This is a genomic window from bacterium, from assembly GCA_035691305.1.
Classification (GTDB): Bacteria; Sysuimicrobiota; Sysuimicrobiia; order Sysuimicrobiales; family Segetimicrobiaceae; genus DASSJF01.
On the sequence record DASSJF010000077.1, the window covers coordinates 54,445 to 73,870 of the forward strand.

Sequence of the window (19,426 nt, forward strand, 5' to 3'; positions counted from 1 at the left end):
GCCTCGAAATGCTTCAGATCGGCCAGTACATGCCGGCGATTCGCCGGACCTCGCGCGCCCGCTCCCGCGCGACCGAGAAGGGCGCCTCGCGCAGCGTCTCCACCGGCTCGCGAAGGCCGGAGGCCACGCCGGTCAATCCCTCGAGCGCGGCGGCCACCGAGTAGGAGAGGCCGTCGAGATCGTAGCCGCCTTCGAGGACGGCGGCGACCGGCACCGGGCCGGCCGCCTCGCGCACCATCGCGGCCAGACGCCGGAATCCGTCCGCGGTCAGAAGCATGCCGCCGAGCGGATCCGCGTGATGCGCGTCGAAGCCGGCCGAGATCAGCACGAGCCCGGGCGCCACCGCGCGCAGGAGCGGCAGCACGACTTCCTCCCACAGGTACTCGTAGCCGCCGTCACCGATCCCCGCCGGCAGCGGGATGTTGACCGTGGCGCCCTCCCCCGGGCCTTCGCCCGTCTCGGTCATCGCGCCCGTCCCGGGGTACCAGTTCTCCTGATGCACCGAGCAGAACACCACGCGCGGGTCGTGGTGGAACGCCTCCTCCGTCCCGTTACCGTGGTGGACGTCCCAATCGAGAATGAAGACGCGCTCGATGCCCCGCTCTTCGATCGCATACCGGGCGGCGAGCGCGACGTTGTTGAAGAGACAGAAGCCCATCCCCGCGCCCGGCCGCGCGTGATGTCCGGGCGGACGCACCAGCGCCATCGCGGCCGGCGCGTCGCCGGCGAGCACCGCGTCGACGGCGCCGAGGGCACCGCCGGCCGCCAGCCGGGCGATGCCGTCGGAGGCCGGGCCGACCGCGGTGTCCGGATCGAGGGCGCCGCCGCCGGAGGCGGCAAGACTTCTCACGCGCTCCACGTACGCGCGGGTATGCACCGACGTGAGCACGTCGTCGCCGATCGGCTCCGGTGTGCGGTGCGGCAGCGCCTCCCACAGCGGCGTCCGGGAGAGCCGCGCTTCGATCGCCTCAAGGCGCGCGGGGCGCTCCGGGTGGCCGGCCGGTGTAATGTGGCGGCGGTAGTCGGGGTGGACGAGGAGAACGCCGGCGGCGCTCACGAGCGCCGCGTGGAGCCCGGCGCCGGACGCGACGCCGCGTCGCGGAGCTTCGCGATCGCGGCGGCGACGCCGCCCGGCGCGCCGAACACCGCGGTGCCGGCGACGAGCACGGTCGCGCCGGCATCGACCACGCGGCCCGCGGTCTCCGGCGTGATGCCGCCGTCGACGGCGATCTCGAACTCGAGGCCGCGCTCGCGGCGCCACCCCGCGAGCGCGGCCACCTTGGCCGTCATCTCCGGAATGAACGGCTGTCCGCCCGCCCCCGGCTCCACCGTCATGACGAGCACCGAGGATACTTGGGTCAGCGCCCAGGCGATCTGCTCCGGCGGCGTCGCCGGATTCAGCGCGACCCCCGGACGCATCCCGAGTCCCGCGATCCGCCGCAGCGTGTCGTAGAGATGCACCGCGGCCTCGACGTGCACCGTGAGGCTCGCCGCCCCGGCGCGCGCGAACGCCTCGAGGTGGCGCTCCGGCTCCACGACCATGAGGTGCACGTCGGCCGGCACATCCGCGGCCTTCCGGACCGCGCGCACCGCCGCCGCCCCCATCGAGATCTCCGGCACGAACCGGCCGTCCATCACGTCCACGTGCAGCATCTCGGCGCCGGCCTGCGCCGCGGCGCGCGCCTCCTCGGCCAGCCGTCCGAAGTCGGCGGCCAGAATCGAGGGGGCGATTTTGACGGCGCCGCGGGAATCGCTCAGGGTCGGATCTCCTGGATCAGCCGGCTGTCGATGTAGACCTGCACGATGGTGTAGCCCACCCCGACGACTTGGCGGTCCACGTTCTCGCCGGGATGATGCATCCCCTCGTAGGCGGTGTGCACGCCCCGCTGGTCGATCACGACGATCTTGATAAGCTGCTGCGAGGCGCCCTCCGGAATGATGATGTGTAGGTTCGTCACCCGCCGGTCGCTCGAGGCGGGCTGCGACGTCGCCGGGCCGCCGGTGACGATCGGCTGCGGCGGCGCGCCGCCGCCTTCCGCCGGACGCACCGCGATCGTGACGCCGACCGCATCGCCGTGCGCGATCTTCGTCCCGCCCGGCGGCGTCATCCCGATTACCTGGCCCGCCGGCACGTCGTCCCGCGGGGTCTCCGTCACGTCGCGGAGCGTCACCCCGAGATCTTGAAGGACGCGCCGCGCGTCGTCCAGCGACTTGCCGACGAGGTCCGGCAGCACGATCGCCTGCTGGCCTTTGCTCACCGTGACGTTGACCGGGGTGCCGCGCGCGACCGAGGCGCCCGGCGCCGGGTCCTGGATGATGATAAAGCCCGACGGAACCGTGTCGTCGTACGTCTCGCGGATCTCCCCGACCGTGAGGCGTGCCTGCTCGATCGAAAAGCGCGTGTCCTCGAGCGAACGCCGGCGCACGTCGGGGACGGTGACCATCTCCGGTCCGAGGCTCGTCACGAGGCCGACGGCGCGGTTCACCTTCACCGAGGTGCCGGGCGCGGGGTCCTGGCTCACCACCGATCCGGTCGGCAGGGTGGCGTGGTGCACCTGCTGCACCACCTGGACGTTCAGCCGGCGCTGCCGCGCGATCGACTCCGCCTCCACGAGGCTGCGACCGACGAGGTCCGGCACCGCGACCTCCGGGACATTGAGGTAGGCGTTGAGCGCCTGCCAACCCCAGGCCATCCCGCCGAACGTCGCCAGCAGCACGACGGCGGCGATCATCAACGGCACCGAGCGCGGGACGGCGCGTCGGTCCCGCGCGGCCTTCCGCCGGCCGGCGTTTCGGGTCCGCACGATCGCCGTCGACTCGAGCGCCGAGGTGGCGCGCCAGTGCGCCGTGCGGCCCCGCAGATCGTCCGCCATGTCCTGCGCCGAGCGGTACCGATGCTCGGGGTCCTTCGCGAGCGCCTTGAGAATGATGCCCTCGAGGTCGCGCCCGAGCCTGGCGCCGTCGCGGCGCGGCAGCGGCGGCGGCTCGTGCATGTGCCGCAGGGCGATCGCGATCGCCGTATCGGCGTCGAACGGCAGGGTGCCCGTCGCCGCCTCGTAGAGCACGACGCCGAGCGAGTACAGGTCCGCGCGCCACCCCACGCCGAGTCCGCGCGCCTGCTCCGGCGAGATGTACTGCACCGATCCGAGCACGGTGCCGGTCTCGGTGATCCCCGTCGCGGCCAGCGCGCGCGCGATGCCGAAATCGGTGACCTTCACGCCGCCGTCGGGCGTCAGGAGGATGTTCTGCGGCTTGATGTCGCGGTGAACGATGCCCGTCTTGTGCGCGTACTCGAGGACTTCGCACACGGCGGCGCCGATGGCGCGGACGCGCGCCTCGTCGAGCGGCCCCGCCCGCCGCAGATGGGTCTTGAGGTCTTCGCCGTCGACGTACTCCATGACGATGAAGTGGACGTCACCGTCCCGGCCGTGATCGAAGATCCGGACGATGTCCGGGTGCGACAGCCCGGCCGCGGCCTCCGCCTCGCGCTCGAAGCGCGCGACGAACTCGGCGTTGTGCGCGTACTGGTCGCGCAGGATCTTGATCGCGACGAGCGTACCGTCGTCGAGGCGGCGCCCGCGGTAGACGTGGGCCATGCCGCCTTCGGCGATCAGCCCGAGGACTTCGTACCGGCCGCCCAGCCGGCGCTCCGTCACGGCCGCGCCCCCACCGCGCTCTGCGCCTGGAGCGCGGCGGCCAGGACCTGCCGCGCGATCGGCGCCGCCACCTGGCCGCCGACGCCGCCGTTCTCGACGATGACGGAGAGCGCGACCACGGGCCGGTCCGCGGGCGCAAACGCGATGAACCACGCGTGCGTGTTGCCGTGCGGATTTTCGGCCGTGCCCGTCTTGCCCGCGACGACGACCCCGGGCAACTGCGCGGCGGCGCCGGTGCCGGTCTGCACCGCCTGGATCATGGCCTGCGCGACTTCGCCGGCGAGCGCGGCCGGCATCACTTCGCGGCTGCCGCGCTGCGTAAACGTTTGTCGGATTCGGCCGTCCGGCGTGCGGATCTGCGAGACGAGAAACGGACTCATCATGATGCCGCCGTTGCCGATCGCCGCCGCGGCGAGCGCCATCTGCAGCGGCGTGACGAGCAGACTGCCCTGCCCAAAAGAGATCTGAGCGAGACCGCGCGCGCCGAGGTCGCGCAGCGGCGGCAGGTACCCGCTCGAGGTCGGCAGGTCGAACCGCACCGCCTGGCCGAGCCCGAACGCCCGTGCCGCGGCGACGATCGGCGAGGCGCCGGTGCGCTGCCCGATCTGCACGAACGCGGTGTTGCAGGACGCCACGAACGCCTGCAGGACCGAGATCTGTCCGAACTGCTCGTGCTCGAAGTTGTGGATCAGGGCGCCGCCGACGTCGATCGCGCCGGGGCAGTTGACGGCATCGGTGAGACGGACGCGACGGCTCCCGAGCGCGGCCGTCAGTATCACCGTCTTGAACGACGACCCGGGCGGGTACTGGCCCTGCGTCGCCCGGTCGTACAACGGCGCCGATGGATCCCGCGACAGGGCGCGCCACTGCGCATCGACGGCGCTCGGGTCGAAGCCCGGACGGCTCACGAGCGCGAGCACCGCGCCGTTCCGCGGATCGAGCACGACCACCGCCCCCCGGACACCGCCGAGGGCCCGCACCGCCGCCTGCTGTACCGCGGCGTCGAGCGTGAGCACCACGTCGTTGCCCTCCGGAGTCCGGCCGACCGCTTCCTGCAGCGCCTCCCACGGATCGGTGATCGGCAGCCCCAGCAGCGCGAGTTCCTCGCGCCGCTCGATCCCGGTGAGCCCGAAGCGGCGGCTGCGATAGCCGAGCACGTGCGCGAACGCGGCGCCCTGCGGATACCGGCGCACTTGCGACGGACCGGTCCCCACGGAGTCGGCGAGCACGGTCAGCCGGCGGTCGAGGATCCGGCCCCAGTGGATGCGCTCGGCCGCGAGCGCCAGCCGCGGGTTGAGCGGCGAGGCCGCGAGCTGCGGGCCCCAGACCACCTGCACGAGGGCGAGATACACCAGCAGCACGACGAAGAGGCCCGCCAGCAGGCGGCCGACGTTGCGGGTGCGGCTAACCATCGCGCGCCTCCGCGGCGGCGCGCGCGCCGCGGTCGGAGATCGCCAACAGCAGCGCCACGGCGATGAAGTTGCTCACCGCCGCGCTCCCGCCGTACGTCAAGAAGGGTGCGGGGATGCCGGTCAAAGGAATCAGCCGCGTGCTGCCGGCGAGAATGACGAACGTCTGGATGCCGATCGCGGCGCCGAGCCCGGCGCCGACGAGCCGATCGAGCGGGCCGTCCGCCCGCACCGCGGCGCGGAAGATCCGCCCGAGCAGCAGCAGGTATAGCGCGACCACCATGAAGGTGCCGACCGCGCCGAGCTCCTCGCCGATCGCCGGAAAAATCATGTCGGTGTAGGAGGCCGGCAGCAGCTCGGGGTGCCCGAGGCCGAGACCGGCGCCTGTGACGCCGCCGCTGGCGAGCGCGAAGAGGCCCTGCACGATCTGGTAGCCCCGCCCCGCCGCGTCCGCCCACGGATTCAGCCAGACGTCGACGCGCGTGCGGACGTGCGCGAAGAGGTGGTAGCAGATCGTCGCGCCGCCGGCGAACGCGACGAGCCCGGCCAGGATGTAGGCGACACGTCCGAGCGCGACGTAGAGCATCGCGAGAAAGACGCCGTAGTAGAGCATCGCGAGCCCGAGGTCGCGCTGGAACACGAGCAGCAGCAGCGAGCCGAGGCAGACGAGGAGCAGCGGCCCGAGCCGGCCGAGCTCGGCGCGCCAGCGGCGAGGCCCGGGCAGCGTCAGCAGCGGCCGCGTCTCCACCAGCACGCCCGCGAAGAAGGCGACGAGCAGCAGCTTCACGATCTCCCCCGGCTCGAGCGTGAAACTGCCGATCACGAGCCACTGCCGCGCCCCGTTGCGTTCAACGCCGACCAGCACCGTGAGCACCAGCAGCGCGATGCCGGTGAGCGCGCACAGGTACGCGTACCGGCGCACCCAGCGCAGGTCGGTGAGCGTGCCGAGAGCGATCAGCAGCGAGGTGAGCCCGAGCGAGATCCAGGCGGCCTGCCGCACCGCGTAGTCGGGACGCAGCCGGTAGATCATCACCAGCCCGACGGCCGACAGCGCCGCGGCGACCGGCAGCAGGATCTCGTCGCCCCGATTGTCGGCGAGGACGAGCGCGGCGTGCACCACGAGGAAGCCGCCGAGGGCCACCGCGCCGGCGATCACGGGATCCCAGGACTCCGCGGGGTACATCGCGGCGTGGACCACGACCAGCCCGAGTGCCCCGAGCACGCCCGCGGCGACAAGGAGCCCGCGCTCCGACGCGCGCCGGGCGACCCACGGGACCGGCGGGGACACGGCGGACGGTGCGGGCCGGACGGTCATCGTCACGGACGATGCAGCAAATCTTGTAAGAGGGCGTCCGCGTCTGCGGGATCGCGCGCGGGGATGCCGTGAAGGAGCTGCGGACGGTACGCGGGCGCGATCCTCGACACCGGTACCTCGGTGACGCGGTCGACGGAGAAGAACGGCACCCCGAGCACGCGCAGCGGAACGCCGTGCATCACCGCGACATGACCGCCGCGCACGCCGAGAAAGTAGGCGTGCTCGAGACGGTACACGCCCACGGCGGCGGCGATAAACGCGGCCAGGGCGGCCGCGGTCGCCGCGCGGCCCGCGCGTTCGAGCCACTTCGGCCGCACGCGGATGAGGACGATCGAGGCGTTGTCGGTGCCGCCGCGCGCGTTGGCCAAACCCACCACCATGCGACAGGCCTCGGTGCCGTCGCGCGACGTGCGGATGATGTCGGCCATCTCCTCCGGACTGACGGCGCTGTGCACGCCGTCGCTGACGAGCAGCAGCGCGTCGCGGGCGCGCAGCGGCACGGAGAGCACGTCGACCTGGACCTCCGGCGCCGTGCCCAGCGCGCGCGTCAGCACGTGGCGCTGGGTGTGCATCTCGGCCGCCGCGGCGGGCAGGGTGCCGTGGCGCACCATCTCCGCCACAACGGAATGATCCACCGTGAGCTGACGGATCTCGGCGCCGCGCATCAGGTAGGCGCGGCTGTCGCCCACGTGCGCTACGACGACCGCCTGCCCCGCGACCAGCGCCGCGGTGCACGTCGTCGCCATCCCCGCCTGCTCGGGCCCGATCGCCTGTGCGTTGATCTCCGCGTTCGCGCGCCGGACGGCGAGCGCGAGCGCCTCCGCCGGGGTGAGGCCGCGCTCGAGCAGCGCCGGGACCTCGCGCACGAGGATCTCCACGGCGAGCGTGCTCGCGACGGAACCGCCGGCGTGGCCTCCCAGCCCGTCGGCGACCGCGTACAGCGCGGCGCCGCGGACGAGGCGGTCCCGCAGCAGAATGCGGTCCTGGTTGCTCTCGCGCACTCGGCCGATCTCGCTGACGCCGGTCCCGCGCGCCGTGAACCCGCTCATCCGCGGCCTCCGTCGCCGGCGGGCCAGGAGCCGGTCCCGTCCGCCGCGGGTTCCGGCGCGGCCTCGAGCCTGAGGCCGAGGACGACGTCGCCGATCCTGAGCCGGTCGCCGGAGCGCATCGCGACCGCCCGCCGGACCCGGCGTCCGTTGAGCAACGTGCCGTTGGTGCTGCCGAGATCCTCCACCCAGACGCGCCCGTCGCGCTCGAAGAGCCGGGCGTGGTGCGCCGACACGTAGTCGCCGCTGAGCACGATGGCGCAGCCGGGCGCACGGCCGACCGTCGCCTCTCCGGCGACGAGGAACTCCCGGCCCCGCGACATCTCCGGCGCCTCGACGACGAGCACCGCCCGCGATGCGGGCCCCGCCGTCCGTGCCTCCAGATCGGCCAGCACGACGCGCAGGACCCGCGCCACAAACAGCACGAGCGCGAGCAGAAACGCGTAGCGCAGAACCACGATGAAGAGCACCGGGGTCTCGGTCATGTTCCTTTCCGATACTGCAAGAGCGCGTTGCCGACCTGGATGCGGTCGCCGTCGTGCACGGGCACCCGCTCGCGGCCGACGGGCCGGCCGTTGAGGGCCGTGCCGTTGGTGCTACCGAGATCTTCGACGGCGGCCTCCCCGCCCGTCACGTGAATGCGCGCGTGCGCGCGGCTGACGCTCGGATCGTCGATGACGATGTCCTGATCGGTCCGGCGGCCGATCGTCAGCACCGGCCGATCGAGCAGAAAGTCGCGACCGGCGGTGCCGGCGGGTCCCGCGAGCACGCGCAGCCGGGCGCCCGCCGACGGACGCCGGTGCCGGTAGATACGCGTATCCGACGCCGGCACCGGCGTGCCCGGGCTCGCATCGCCGGCCGCGGGCGCGGCGGGCGCGGACGGCTCCGCCTGCGGCGCAAGGCGCGCTTCGACGTAGATCTCGCCGGAAGCGATCGCCTCGCGCGGCTCGACGCTCACACGGACCGGGCCGGCGAGGCGGCCGCCGAGCTCGGCGGCGCGGTTGCCGAGCAGGTCGCCCAGCTCGCCGACGAGCGCCGGCGCGAACGATTGGTACGGCGCGAAGTCCTTCGGATTGAGGAAAACGCGGTAGTCGTTCGGCAGGAGCGCACCGTGCAGGCCGGCCATCGCGCCGCCTTCCATCTCGCGCAGCAGACGGCGACCGATCTCCACCGGATGCACCCGGTCGCGCGACCACCGCGTGAACAGGCCTTCGACGATCGCCTCGATGCGGCGCTCGAATCGAAGCAAGACGCTCACGCCCCGACCTCCGCCGGCGGACCGGCGGACCGCGGACTCGCCGGCGACGATGACATCGACGCCGGCGTCCAGCGCGAAGCGTGCCCGCTGCCGTCGGCCAGACGCAGCTGACCGCAGGCCGCTTGGATCTCCGTGCCCCGCTCGATGCGCACGGTGATCGGGATGCCCGCGTCCCGCACCACGCGCGCGAAGGCGCGGATCCGCTCGACCGGCGGGCGCCGCAGCGAAATCCCGGGCACCGGATTGAGCGGGATCACGTTCACGTGGCAGAGCAGACCGCGCAGAAGGCGCCCGAGCTCGCGGGCCTGCGCATCGCCGTCGTTTACCCCGTCGATGAGGACGTATTCGAAGGTCAGCCGGCGGCCGGTCGCGGCGAGGTAGTCCCGGCATGCGGCGATAAGATGTGCGATCGGGTACCGCTCTGTGACCGGCACGAGCCGCCGGCGGAGCGCGTCGGTCGGCGCGTGCAGCGAGACCGCGAGCGTGATCTGCAGCCTCTCCGCCGCGAGCCGGCGGATCTGCGGCACGAGCCCGACGGTTGAGATCGTGAGGTGGCGCACGCCGATGCCGAGCCCCCACGGCGCGGTCATGATGCGCGCCGCGCGGACCGTCGCATCGTAGTTCGCGAGCGGTTCGCCCATCCCCATGAACACGACGTTGCTGAGCCGGCGGTCCGCGCGCGCGCGGATCGCGAGCGCCTGGCCGACGACCTCCGCCGCGGTCAGGTTGCGGGCGAAGCCGCCGAGCCCGGTGGCGCAGAATGCGCAGCCCATCGCGCAGCCCGCCTGGGTGCTGACGCACGCGCTTCGGCGGCCGTCGTCGAACCGCATCAGGACGCACTCCACCGTCTGGCCGTCTCCGCAGGCGGCCAGCAGTTTCGTCGCCGATCCGTCGGCCGCGCCCGTGGACCGTCGTACGGTCAGCGTCCCGATCCGGGCCGCCTCGGCGAGACGCGCCCGGAACGCGACGGGCAGATCCGTCATCTCCGAGATATCTTCCACGCCTCGGCCGTAGACCCACCGGGCGATCTGCCGCGCGCGGTAGGCCGGGCCCTCGAGGCGGCGGACGAGGTCGGCCAGTTCGGGCAGCAACAGGCCGCGCAGGTCCGCCGTGGCCCGGGTCACGACGCGCGCCTCAACGCCGCGACGAAGAACCCATCGGTACCGGCGTGGTGCGGGTACAGGAAGGCGGTGCCGGGCGCGCCGGGCACCGCGAACGGCCAGTCCTCGATCGGCGCCGGCTCGAACTCCGGCCGGGCTGCGAGAAACCCGGCCACGACCTCGGGCCCCTCTTCGGGCTCGATCGTGCAGACGCTGTAGACGAGCCGGCCTCCCGGCCGCACCGCTCCCGCCGCGCCGGCCAGCAGGCGGCGCTGCCGCTCCGCGACCGCCGCGAGATCCCCCGCGCGCACCCGCCAGCGAATCTCGGGCCGGCGCCGGAGCACTCCCAGGCCCGAGCACGGGGCGTCGACCAAGACGCGGTCCGCCGCCGCGCGATACCGTTCGCCGAGCGTGGCGGCGTCGAGCACGGCCGGCTCGACGCAGGTGACCCCGAGGCGCGCGCACTGCCGCGTCACCGTCTCCAGTTTCTGCGGCAGGACGTCGAAAGCAAGCACGCGGCCCCGGTTCTCCATCAGCGCGGCAAGGTGCGTCGTCTTGCCGCCGGGCGCCGCGCAGGCGTCGATGACGGTTTCCCCCGGTTGCGGCGCGACGAGCCGCGCGACGAGCATCGAGCCCTCGTCTTGCGGCGTGACGAGTCCCGCGGCGTGCGCCCGCTCCCTCGCCTCGCCCGCCCCCGCCGTGATCCGCCGGGCTTCCGGCAGCCGCTCCGAGGCCAGCGTCTCCAGGCCGAGCGCCCGCACGCGGGCGTCGAGCTCATGGATCGGTCCGCGCAGCGTGTTGAGCCGGACCCAGGACGGCGGCGTCTCGTTGTCCGACGCGCACAGCGCCCGGGCCTCCTCGGGACCGAAGCGCGCGAGCCAGCGCGCGACGAGCCATTCGGGATGGGACCACCGGACCGCGATCGCCTCCGCGGTGTCGGCGGGCGCCGGCCACGCCGGCGGCGACGCCGCGAGCCGGCGCATCACCGCATTCACGAGCGAGACGGTGCCCCGGTGGCCGACGCGCCGCGCGAGCTCGACCGTCTCATCGCAGGCCGCCCGCGCGGGGACGCGCGATAGAAAGGCGAGCTGATAAGCGCCGAGTCGAAGAACCTCGCGAATGCGCGGCGGCAGACTGTCGAGGCGGCGGTGGAGAGCCTGCCCGAGCGCCCAGTCGACCTGGGCCCGGTGGCGCAGCGTACCGTAAACGAGCTCAGTGGCGAAGGCTTCGTCGGCCGGCGCGAGGTCGGCGCGGTTCAGCGCCGCGCGGAGCGCCGGCCCGGTCCAGGCCCGGTCGGCGTCGACGCGATGCAGAACCTCCAAGGCCACCTCTCGGGCGGTGCGGCGACGGTCCATGCGGACGGCGGGACGCGACGCGGCGGCATCACTCCTCCCGCCGCGACACGTTCATGAGAACCAGCAGGCGGACGAGTTCGAGGATCGCCGTGGCCGCGGCCGCGACGTAGGTCAGTGCCGCGGCGCCGAGCACGGAGCGAACGCCGCGCAACTCGTCGTCGGCCACGAGATGTCCCGACGCCAGCACCCGCAGCGCCCGGCGGCTCGCGTCGAATTCGACCGGCAGCGTGATCAGCGTGAAGGCGACGAACGCGCTGAAGATCAGCACGCCGAGCTGCATGAGCGTCCCGGAATGGAAGAAGAAGCCCATCAGGAAAATCGGCCACGCGAGCCACGACCCGAACTGTGTTACGGGCACGATCGCCGACCGCAGGGCGAGCGGCCCGTAGTTCTCGGCGTGCTGGAGGGCGTGCCCCGACTCGTGGGCCGCGACCCCGACCGACGCCACCGACGCCCCGTTGTACACATCGGGCGACAGCCGCAGGACGCGCGTCCGGGGATCGTAGTTGTCGCTGAGCGTCCCGTCGATCTGTTCGATCTGCACGCCGGAGAGGCCGTGGCTACGGAGAATCTCCGCCGCCGCCGCCGCGCCGGTCAGGCCGCTCGAGACCGGCACCTGACTGTACTTCGCGTACGTCGACTTGACCCGCAACTGCGCGTACAGCGCGAGCAGGATCGCCGGCAGGACGATGATATAGGTGGGATCCCAAAAGAACATGCACTGACACCCCCGACTCCCAACATTTTAGCACAGGCCGGGCCCCGCTCCGCTCAGGCCGGCCGCCCGCGGCCCGCCCCGAGCACGAGCCCCGGCGCCACCGCGCGTCCGCGCGCGTAGGCCGCGGCGCTCATCCTCCGCCCCGCCGCGGGCTGGACCTCGTACACTCGCACGATTCCGTCTCCGGCCGCCACCGTGAACGGCGCCCCTTCCGCGGCCGGCACCTCGAGCACGGTACCGGCCGGTGCGGGGTTCGCGGCCGGCGTGCGGTCCGCGGGCGAAGCCCGCCAGATCTTGAGTTCCTGGTCCTTCATATAGGTAAACGCTCCCGGCCACGGATCGCACGCCCGGATCAGGTTGACGGTCGTCCGGGCGGGCCGAGCCCAGTCGATCTCGCCCTCTTCGCGGATGAGCCGGGGCGCCCAGGTCGCCTGCGCGCCGTCCTGCGGCGCCCGCGGGGCCCGGCCGGCCTCGATGAGCGGCAGCGCCTCCGCGAGCAGCGCGGCCCCCTCCTCCGCCAGCCGCGCGGTCAGCGTCCGCGTCGTGTCGTCCGGCGCGACCCGCACCGTCTTCTGTAGTATCACGTCGCCCGCATCCAGTTCCTCAGACAGGTACAGAATCGTCACGCCCGTCTCCGTATCGCCCGCCGCGATCGCGCGCGCGACAGGCGCCGCACCCCGATACCGCGGCAGCAGCGACGGATGCACGTTCACGATGCCGCGCGGAGGAATCGCGAGCACCTCGGGCGGCACGATACGGCCGTAGGCGACCAGCACGCCGGCGTCGGGAGCGAGCGCGCGCAGACGCGCGAGAAACGCCGGGTCGCGCAGCGAGACGGGCTGCAACACCTCGAGCGCGTACTCGTTCGCGGCCCGGGCGACGGGCGGCGGCTCGACGCGCAGGCCGCGGCCGCGCGGCTTGTCCGCGCGCGTGACGACGGCGACCACCTCGCCCTCCGCGAGCACCGCGTCGAGCGAGGCGACGGCGAACTCGGGCGTGCCGAAGAAGACGATCTTCACGGCGCCGCATCCCCCGAGACCTGGATGTCCGCCGCGGAGGCGGCGCTCTCCGGCGCGACCTCCGTCGCCTCCCCGCCGGCCTGCCGCAGTGTCTTGGGGTCACGGACGCGGTCGGTGAACAGAACGCCGTCGAGGTGATCGATCTCGTGCTGCACCACCCGCGCGAGCAACCCCTGCGCGTCGACCGTGATGTAGCGGCTGCGGCGGTTGCGTGCCCGGACCACGACGCGCGCCGACCGCGGTACGTCGCCGAGCAGGCCGGGGATGCTGAGGCACGCCTCGGTGCCGACGACCTCGCCCTCCTGTTTGAGGATCTCGGGGTCGACCAGCGCGAGGCGCCGATCCTGTGCCTCGATCACGATCACACGCCGTCCGACCCCGACCTGCGGCGCGGCGAGCCCGACCCCACGGGCGTGGCGCAGCGTCTCGAACATTTCGTCGATGAGCATCCGCACCTCGCGCGTGATCGCGCGCACCGGCTGCGCGCGCCGGCGCAGGATGCCGCCGCGGGGGCTGTCCACGGTGACGATCTCGAGGGCGCGGGCGGGCCCGCGGCCGGCCATCATACGAGGTCCAGCGGATCGACGTCGACGACGAGCCGCGCCCCCGGCGGGGTCGCGGTCTCCGCCAGCACCGCGCGCGCGCCGTCGCGCGCGGCGGCCGGATCCCGGGCGCGCAGCACGATCTGCACGCGCCGGCCGTCGGATCCGCGGAGCGCCGAAGGACCGAGCACGTCGAGGCCGTGCGCCCGGCCCGCGGCGGTGACGCGTTCGGCGAGCGCGCGCGCCGGCGCTGGGGCCGGCGCCTCGGCGATGACGCGGACGAGGCGCGAAAACGGCGGGTACCCGAACTCGCGCCGCACCGCGAGCTCCGCCTCGTAGAACGCGGCGTCCTGTCCGCTCGCGATCGCGCGCAGCGCGGGGTGATCCGGCACGCGGGTCTGGAGCACCACCTCGGCCGCGGGCCCCGCCCCGGGCCGCGCGGCGGGCAGCTCGACGGCCGCGCGGAGACGCTGCAGCGTGCGCTCGGCGGCGCGGAAATCCGGCAGGTATAGCGTGCCGTCCGCGTCGACCACCCCGGCGAGCGTCGGGCGTACGCGGTGCGCGCGCAGCTGCATCACCGTCCCGACCAGCAGCCGGAGGCGTCCGGCGGCGAAATCGCGCGCCACCCGCGCCGCGTCGCGCCCCGTTTCCGCGTCGAGGCGCGCAATGCGCAACGCGGGAAAGAGGCGCCGCACGACCTCTTCGATGCGCTTGGTCCCGGCGCCGACGCCGCGCAGATCGACGCCGCGGCACCGAGGGCAGACGTCTGGGGCGCGCGCGGACCGCCCGCAGATGCGGCACCGGATCGTCCCCTCCTCGCGGTCGTAGGCCATCGCGACGTCGCACGCCGGGCAGCCCACCGCGGCGCCGCACTCCCGGCAGAGCAGGATGCGGGCGTAGCCGGTCTGCGGGACCGCGAGCGCGACCGCTCCGCGCGCGCGCAGATGGCGTGTGATCGCCTGCACCAGCTCACGGCTCAGGTACCCGATGTGGCCGCGCCGCTGCTCGGCGCGCATATCGACGACGGTCACACGCGGGCTCGGGGCGCGCGGCGGCGGATGAATCGCGGCGAGGGTGCCCGCCGCGGCGTCGGCATACGACTCCACCGACGGCGCCGCCGAGCCGAGGACGAGCCGAGCACCTTCGAGGCGCGCGCGGCGCCGGGCGACGTCGCGCGCGTGATAGCGGGGCGCCGCGTCCGACTTGTACGCTTCACTCTGCTCATCGTCTACGACGAGCAGCCGGACGCGCCGCAGCGGCGCAAAGAGCGCGGAGCGCGTTCCGGCGACGATGTCGACCGCGTCCGCCCGGATGCGGTCCCAGACCGCGCGCCGGTCGCGCGGCGCAAGGCCCGAGTGCAGTATGCCGACGGCCCCCGCCCGCCCGAGACGCTCCGCAGCAGCCGGCACGTCCGCAATCTCCGGCACCAGGACGAGCGCGCGGCCGCCGCCCCGCACCGCCTCCGCGACCGCGGCCACGATCCAGTTCCATCGCGTCTCGGCCCCGCCGCAGAGCAGCGCGTCGGGCGCCCGGCGCGGCCCGCCGCGGTCCGGACGCGGCCCCCCGGCGCCGTCGATCGGCGGACGTGGCGCGTCGAGCACGTGGACCAGTCCCGCGGCGGCGAGCCGCCGCAGCACCGGCCCGCCGCCGCGGCAAACAAGATCGGCCGCGGGCACCCCGGAAGGTACGGCGGAAACGGCGGCGAGCATCGCGGCCTGGCGCCGGCCAAGCCGCGGCGGCACCGGCAGCGCCGCGTTGCGCACGACGGTCCGCGGGCGGGACGGCGGCGGCTGGCGGAACACCTCGGGCGGCACAAGGCACTCCACGGCGGCGCGCAGCGGCGACAGCGTCTCCCCGGCCACCTCACGCGCCAGCACAATCAGCGTCTCCGGAAACATCGGGGCATCGTCGGGCAAATCGAGCACGTCGCGCATCGCACGCGCGCCGTCCTCCGTACTCGGTCCGCACGGCCGGACCGCCAGCACGAACCCGAGGACCCGCCGCGCGCCGAGCGGCACCACGGCTCGCACGCCCGCCGCGGCAAACGGTCGCAGGACGGGCGGCACGCGGTACGTCAGCGGGCGGTCGGCCAGCCGGGCCGCGCCGGTCACGAGCACGTCGGCGCACAGATCCTCGCCGGCATCCATACCCCGGATGCCCGCCGGCGTGAACGCCATGTCCGCCGTCCTCCTCAGCGCGCCTCGGCCAGGATCGCGGCGACGGCCTCGACGATCGCCTCCGGCTCTGTCATCCGTCCGAGTCCGACCTGGCCCGACGCGAGCACACCGCGCTCGGGGCCCACCACGTGCACACCCCGGGCGCGAAGCCGCGCGAGATTCTCCTGCACCGCGGCCGCCTGGGCCATCGCGTCGCTCATCGCCGGCGCGACCACGACCGGAGCGCGGGTCGCCAGCACGGTCGCGGAGACCGGATCGTCGCCGAACCCGCCGGCGAGCCGCGCCAGCATATCCGCGGTGGCCGGGGCGACGAGCACCAGGTCGGCGCGCCCGCCGAGGGCGACGTGCGGCTCGTCCCACGGCACGTCCCCGGTCCACATGCCGCTCACCACGGGCTGCTGCGACAGCGCGCGGAAAGTGAGCGGCGTGACGAACTGCGCCGCGGCGGGCGTCATCACGACGAACACCTCCGCACCGCGCTCGCGCAGGCGCCGCACGATCACCGCGGCCTTGTAGGCGGCGATGCTGCCCGTCACGCCGAGGACGACGGCCCGGCCCCGCAGCGGATCCGCCATCTACGCGGGGCGGCCGGACCGCGCGCCGCGCAAGGCGCGCGCGAGTCCGGCGATCGCGTGGGTGATGTCCTCGGGCCCCCACAGCGACGTGTCGAGGATGAGATGGTAGCGCGTGAGATCGCCGAAATCGATCTTGTACAGCGCGGCGTAGCGCCGCCGCTCGCAGTTTTCGCGCTCCTCGATGTCCGCGCGCGCCGCGTCCGCGGCCATCCCGTCCCGCGCGGCGACGCGCTTCGCGCGGACGTCGAGGGGCGCGCGCAGCCAGACCCGTACGTCGCCGTCGATCAGCCAGCCGCTCAGCCGGCTTTCGACGACGATGTCTCCGCCGCGCGCCTCCGTGACCTGCGTCTCGTCGATCATGCGGTCGATCGCCGGATCACGCTCGGCGAGGCGTCCGAGCTCGGCGAGACTCGCGCCGCGCCGGCGTGCCTCCTGGCGGAAGGTCTCCCCGCTGGAGATATAGCGCAGCCCCAGCGCCCGCGCCAGCGCACGGGCCACGGTGCTCTTGCCCGCCCCGACTTCGCCGCTGACCGTGACGATCATGCGCCGGCCACCGGCTCCTCCTCTTCCATCTCCTCGTCCTCGTCCTCGACGGCTTCCTTGCTCGTGAACCGGTGCGCCACGGTCTCGGGCTGCACCGCCGAGAGGACGACGTGGCCGCTGTCGGTGATCACGACGGCGCGCGTCCTCCGGCCGTACGTCGCGTCGATGAGGATGCCCTTGTCGCGGGCCTCCTGGATGATCCGTTTGATCGGCGCGGAATCCGGGCTGACGATGGCGATGATGCGGCTGGCCGCCACGATGTTGCCGAACCCGATATTGATGAGCCGCGTGTCCATGGCGCGCCGTCCTCCGGCAGTCACTCGACGTTCTGGATCTGTTCCCGCAGGCTCTCCAGCTCGCCCTTGATCGCGATCACGTGCCGCGTGATCTCGAGGTCGTTCGCCTTGCTGCCGATCGTGTTCGCCTCGCGGCCGATCTCCTGGACGATGAACTCGAGCGTCCGGCCGATCGCGCCCGCGTTTCCGAGCGTGGCTCGGAACTGCGCGAGGTGGCTGCTGAACCGCGTCAACTCCTCGGTGATGTCGGAGCGGTCCGCGAAGAGCGCCACTTCCGTCGCGAGCCGCCCGGGATCCACCGCGACCGCGCCGGCCAGCTCCTGCACGCGTCGCGCAAGGCGCGCGTGGTACTCCTCGACGACTTTGGGTGCCCGCGCCGCGATCGCCTGGGCGCGCCCCTCCATTCTGGCGATGCGCTCGGAGAGATCGGCGGCCAGGCGCGCCCCCTCGGCTTCCCGCATCGCGACCATCTTGTCGAGCGCGGCGCCCACTCCGCTTGCCAGAGCGGGCCAGGACGCCTCCACATCTTCCTTCTCTTCCTCGATCTTGACAAGGTCGGGCAGCGACAGCAGGAGCGGCAGGTCGACCGTCCCCGTGACCGGGAGCGCCCGCCGCAGCACGTCGAGGGCGGTCACGTACGCCTTCGCCAGTTCGACGTCCGTCTTGACGGTGCGCGGGCGACGGCCGTAGTCGTCCCGAACGAGGGCGACGTCGACCCGCCCCCGGAGTAGCCGGCTCTGGACGAGAGCCCGGACACGGTCCTCCAGGAGGGACAGGTCGCGGGGCATCCGGACGACCACTTCGAGGAACCGATGATTGACCGAGCGGACCTCGACCCCGTAGCGGCCCGCACCGGCGACCACTTCTCCGGCTCCGAATCCCGTCATGCTGCGCGCCACGGTCAGGAAGTCCGGCATGGCGCGGCGAATCTCCTTCTTGCTCGTCCGCACGCGTTCGGACGCGCTCTTTCGCCCAGGAGGAATGATCGGTGGCCACGGCTCCATCACCGGCCCTCGACGCGCTGTCGCTTGCCGCGATCGCGCAGGACCTGAAGGCGCAGGCCGGGCGGCGCTTGGGTGGCGTTCGCCAGCCCGACCCGCAAACAATTGTGATGGCGCTGCGCGACGGGCGGCGCTCGGACGAGGTCTTCTGCTCGATCCACCCGCGGGCGGCCCGCATTCACCTTGGCGCCCCGCGTATCCCCGGGGAACGGCTCGGATCCTTCGGACTCCTGTTGCGGAGCCGGCTCGTCGACGCGCGCCTGACCGGCGTGGAGCAACCCCCGTTCGAGCGCGTCCTATTCCTCGAGCTGGACACGCTCGACGGTCCCCACACGCTCGTCGCCGAAATCATGGGCCGCTATAGCAATCTCGTGCTCGTGCGCGGCACGGGCGCATCCGACGTCGTCGTAGGCGCGCTCAAAATCGTTACCGCGGAGATGTCCCGCCGGTCCGTCACGCCCGGAGGCCGGTACCGCCTCCCCCCGGCCGACCGGCCCCGCCCGGACGCGATCGACGCCGCCGCGCTCGCACCGATGCTCACGGGCGACCGGCCGGTGTGGCGCGCGCTTGCGCAAGGCGTGATGGGCCTCGGCCCGGTGCTCGCTCACGAGGCTGCCCTCCGCGCCGGGGTCGATCCGGACACGACCGCGGCGCAGGCCGCCGCGTCCGCCGCATCACTCGCCAACGCGATTCACGCTCTCGCCGCGGCCTTCCGCACGGCACCGTTGGCCCCGACGCTCTATCTCCGGAACGGAGAGCCCGCGGCGTTCGCGGCGCTGCCGCTTCGCGTCTACGCCTCGCTGGAAGCCGCGCCGGTCCCGACGATGAGCGACGCCGTCCGGCGTTACTACGAGTCCACGGCCGGCACCACCGTCCTCGAGGACCGGCGGCGCAGCCTTGCCGCGGCGGTCGCCGCGACGCTTCGCCACACAGAGCACGCCCTCGAGGCCAACCGCGCGGCGCTCGCCGAAAGCGAAGCGGCCGAGCGCTTTCGCGCGTTCGGAGATCTGCTGCTCACGTACGGGCGAGAGGTCCCCCCCGGCGCCGCGTCGGTGAAGGTGCCGGACTACACCGCCGCGGGAGCGGAGGTGGAGATCCCGCTCGACCGAGCGCTCTCGCCGGTAGAGAACGCGCAGCGCTACTTTCGGCGCTACGCAAAGGCGCGCGCGTCGGCTTCGGCGGTTCCTTCGCGCATCCGCACGCTGGAGAACGCCGCGCTCGCCCTGCGCGAGGCGCAGGTCCAGATCGACACCGCCGCGACAGGCGACGACCTCTACGAGGTACACACCGATCTCGTCGCGCGGCGGCTCGTGCGGCGGCCGCCGCGGACGCGGCCGGTGACGCACGCCGGTCCGCGGCGGTTCGAGGGGCCCGACGGCGCGGTGATCATCGCCGGCCGCAGCTCGCGCGAAAACG

The 19,426-nt window shown here is 73.5% G+C and carries 19 protein-coding genes; 1 reads left to right on the forward strand and 18 read right to left on the reverse strand.

Going from position 1 to position 19,426, the window contains the following annotated elements:
- Positions 1-13 precede the first annotated feature (13 nt).
- Genes VFL28_14715 through VFL28_14800 form a run of 18 tightly spaced genes read right to left on the reverse strand, consistent with a single transcriptional unit; the run spans position 14 to position 17,959 of the window.
- Positions 14-1,057 carry a histone deacetylase gene (locus tag VFL28_14715; GenBank protein HET7265915.1) on the reverse strand — a complete coding sequence of 348 codons (1,044 nt, stop codon included), beginning with the start codon at positions 1,055-1,057 and terminating at the stop codon, positions 14-16.
- On the reverse strand, positions 1,054-1,758 hold the full coding sequence (gene rpe, locus VFL28_14720) for a ribulose-phosphate 3-epimerase (protein HET7265916.1): 705 nt from the start codon (positions 1,756-1,758) through the stop codon (positions 1,054-1,056). The genes VFL28_14715 and rpe overlap by 4 nt, the downstream gene beginning before the upstream one ends.
- On the reverse strand, positions 1,755-3,656 hold the full coding sequence (locus VFL28_14725; GenBank protein ID HET7265917.1) for a PASTA domain-containing protein: 1,902 nt from the start codon (positions 3,654-3,656) through the stop codon (positions 1,755-1,757). Before VFL28_14725 ends, rpe begins: the two co-directional genes overlap by 4 nt.
- On the reverse strand, positions 3,653-5,068 hold the full coding sequence (locus tag VFL28_14730; GenBank protein ID HET7265918.1) for a penicillin-binding transpeptidase domain-containing protein: 1,416 nt from the start codon (positions 5,066-5,068) through the stop codon (positions 3,653-3,655). The genes VFL28_14725 and VFL28_14730 overlap by 4 nt, the downstream gene beginning before the upstream one ends.
- A complete protein-coding gene (locus tag VFL28_14735) occupies positions 5,061-6,380 on the reverse strand; it encodes an FtsW/RodA/SpoVE family cell cycle protein (GenBank protein HET7265919.1) in 1,320 nt (439 codons plus the stop codon). The genes VFL28_14730 and VFL28_14735 overlap by 8 nt, the downstream gene beginning before the upstream one ends.
- Before the next feature lie 2 nt (positions 6,381-6,382).
- Complete coding sequence (locus VFL28_14740; protein HET7265920.1) at positions 6,383-7,429, reverse strand: PP2C family serine/threonine-protein phosphatase; 1,047 nt, start codon at positions 7,427-7,429, stop codon at positions 6,383-6,385.
- On the reverse strand, positions 7,426-7,911 hold the full coding sequence (locus VFL28_14745) for an FHA domain-containing protein (protein HET7265921.1): 486 nt from the start codon (positions 7,909-7,911) through the stop codon (positions 7,426-7,428). The genes VFL28_14740 and VFL28_14745 overlap by 4 nt, the downstream gene beginning before the upstream one ends.
- Positions 7,908-8,684, reverse strand: a complete 777-nt coding sequence (locus VFL28_14750) for a DUF3662 and FHA domain-containing protein (GenBank protein HET7265922.1) — start codon at positions 8,682-8,684, stop codon at positions 7,908-7,910. Before VFL28_14750 ends, VFL28_14745 begins: the two co-directional genes overlap by 4 nt.
- Positions 8,681-9,808 (reverse strand): 23S rRNA (adenine(2503)-C(2))-methyltransferase RlmN, encoded by a 1,128-nt coding sequence (gene rlmN / locus VFL28_14755; GenBank protein HET7265923.1) that lies wholly within the window; start codon positions 9,806-9,808, stop codon positions 8,681-8,683. Before rlmN ends, VFL28_14750 begins: the two co-directional genes overlap by 4 nt.
- The gene (gene rsmB, locus VFL28_14760; protein ID HET7265924.1) at positions 9,805-11,139 is read right to left on the reverse strand and encodes a 16S rRNA (cytosine(967)-C(5))-methyltransferase RsmB; all 1,335 of its coding nucleotides are present in this window, start codon (positions 11,137-11,139) and stop codon (positions 9,805-9,807) included. Before rsmB ends, rlmN begins: the two co-directional genes overlap by 4 nt.
- Positions 11,140-11,167: 28 nt before the next feature.
- Complete coding sequence (locus VFL28_14765) at positions 11,168-11,857, reverse strand: zinc metallopeptidase (protein HET7265925.1); 690 nt, start codon at positions 11,855-11,857, stop codon at positions 11,168-11,170.
- A 53-nt stretch (positions 11,858-11,910) separates the two neighbouring features.
- Positions 11,911-12,876 (reverse strand): methionyl-tRNA formyltransferase, encoded by a 966-nt coding sequence (gene fmt, locus VFL28_14770; protein HET7265926.1) that lies wholly within the window; start codon positions 12,874-12,876, stop codon positions 11,911-11,913.
- A complete protein-coding gene (gene def, locus VFL28_14775; protein ID HET7265927.1) occupies positions 12,873-13,442 on the reverse strand; it encodes a peptide deformylase in 570 nt (189 codons plus the stop codon). The genes fmt and def overlap by 4 nt, the downstream gene beginning before the upstream one ends.
- Positions 13,439-15,595 (reverse strand): primosomal protein N', encoded by a 2,157-nt coding sequence (gene priA, locus VFL28_14780; protein HET7265928.1) that lies wholly within the window; start codon positions 15,593-15,595, stop codon positions 13,439-13,441. The genes def and priA overlap by 4 nt, the downstream gene beginning before the upstream one ends.
- A 14-nt stretch (positions 15,596-15,609) precedes the next feature.
- Positions 15,610-16,170 carry a flavoprotein gene (locus VFL28_14785; protein ID HET7265929.1) on the reverse strand — a complete coding sequence of 187 codons (561 nt, stop codon included), beginning with the start codon at positions 16,168-16,170 and terminating at the stop codon, positions 15,610-15,612.
- Positions 16,171-16,713, reverse strand: coding sequence for a cytidylate kinase family protein (locus VFL28_14790; GenBank protein ID HET7265930.1), 543 nt, complete (start codon positions 16,711-16,713; stop codon positions 16,171-16,173).
- Entirely contained in the window at positions 16,710-17,009 is a 300-nt protein-coding gene (locus VFL28_14795) for a DUF370 domain-containing protein (protein ID HET7265931.1), read from the reverse strand. The genes VFL28_14790 and VFL28_14795 overlap by 4 nt, the downstream gene beginning before the upstream one ends.
- A gap of 20 nt (positions 17,010-17,029) precedes the next feature.
- Entirely contained in the window at positions 17,030-17,959 is a 930-nt protein-coding gene (locus VFL28_14800; GenBank protein HET7265932.1) for a YicC/YloC family endoribonuclease, read from the reverse strand.
- 38 nt (positions 17,960-17,997) lie between these two features.
- Here VFL28_14800 and VFL28_14805 point away from each other — a divergent pair.
- Positions 17,998-19,426, forward strand: a 1,429-nt coding sequence (locus VFL28_14805) for an NFACT family protein (protein HET7265933.1), incomplete at its 3' end; no start/stop codon positions are given.

Excerpts from the sequence above, each read along its gene's own strand:
- def (HET7265927.1), bottom strand. The coding sequence starts at position 13,442 with ATGATGGCCGGCCGCGGGCCCGCCCGCGCCCTCGAGATCGTCACCGTG.
- priA (HET7265928.1), bottom strand. The coding sequence starts at position 15,595 with ATGGCGTTCACGCCGGCGGGCATCCGGGGTATGGATGCCGGCGAGGAT.
- VFL28_14740 (HET7265920.1), bottom strand. The coding sequence starts at position 7,429 with ATGAGCGGGTTCACGGCGCGCGGGACCGGCGTCAGCGAGATCGGCCGA.
- VFL28_14765 (HET7265925.1), bottom strand. The coding sequence starts at position 11,857 with ATGTTCTTTTGGGATCCCACCTATATCATCGTCCTGCCGGCGATCCTG.
- VFL28_14785 (HET7265929.1), bottom strand. The coding sequence starts at position 16,170 with ATGGCGGATCCGCTGCGGGGCCGGGCCGTCGTCCTCGGCGTGACGGGC.
- VFL28_14745 (HET7265921.1), bottom strand. The coding sequence starts at position 7,911 with ATGACCGAGACCCCGGTGCTCTTCATCGTGGTTCTGCGCTACGCGTTT.
- VFL28_14790 (HET7265930.1), bottom strand. The coding sequence starts at position 16,713 with ATGATCGTCACGGTCAGCGGCGAAGTCGGGGCGGGCAAGAGCACCGTG.
- VFL28_14735 (HET7265919.1), bottom strand. The coding sequence starts at position 6,380 with ATGACCGTCCGGCCCGCACCGTCCGCCGTGTCCCCGCCGGTCCCGTGG.
- VFL28_14795 (HET7265931.1), bottom strand. The coding sequence starts at position 17,009 with ATGGACACGCGGCTCATCAATATCGGGTTCGGCAACATCGTGGCGGCC.
- VFL28_14730 (HET7265918.1), bottom strand. The coding sequence starts at position 5,068 with ATGGTTAGCCGCACCCGCAACGTCGGCCGCCTGCTGGCGGGCCTCTTC.
- rsmB (HET7265924.1), bottom strand. The coding sequence starts at position 11,139 with ATGGACCGTCGCCGCACCGCCCGAGAGGTGGCCTTGGAGGTTCTGCAT.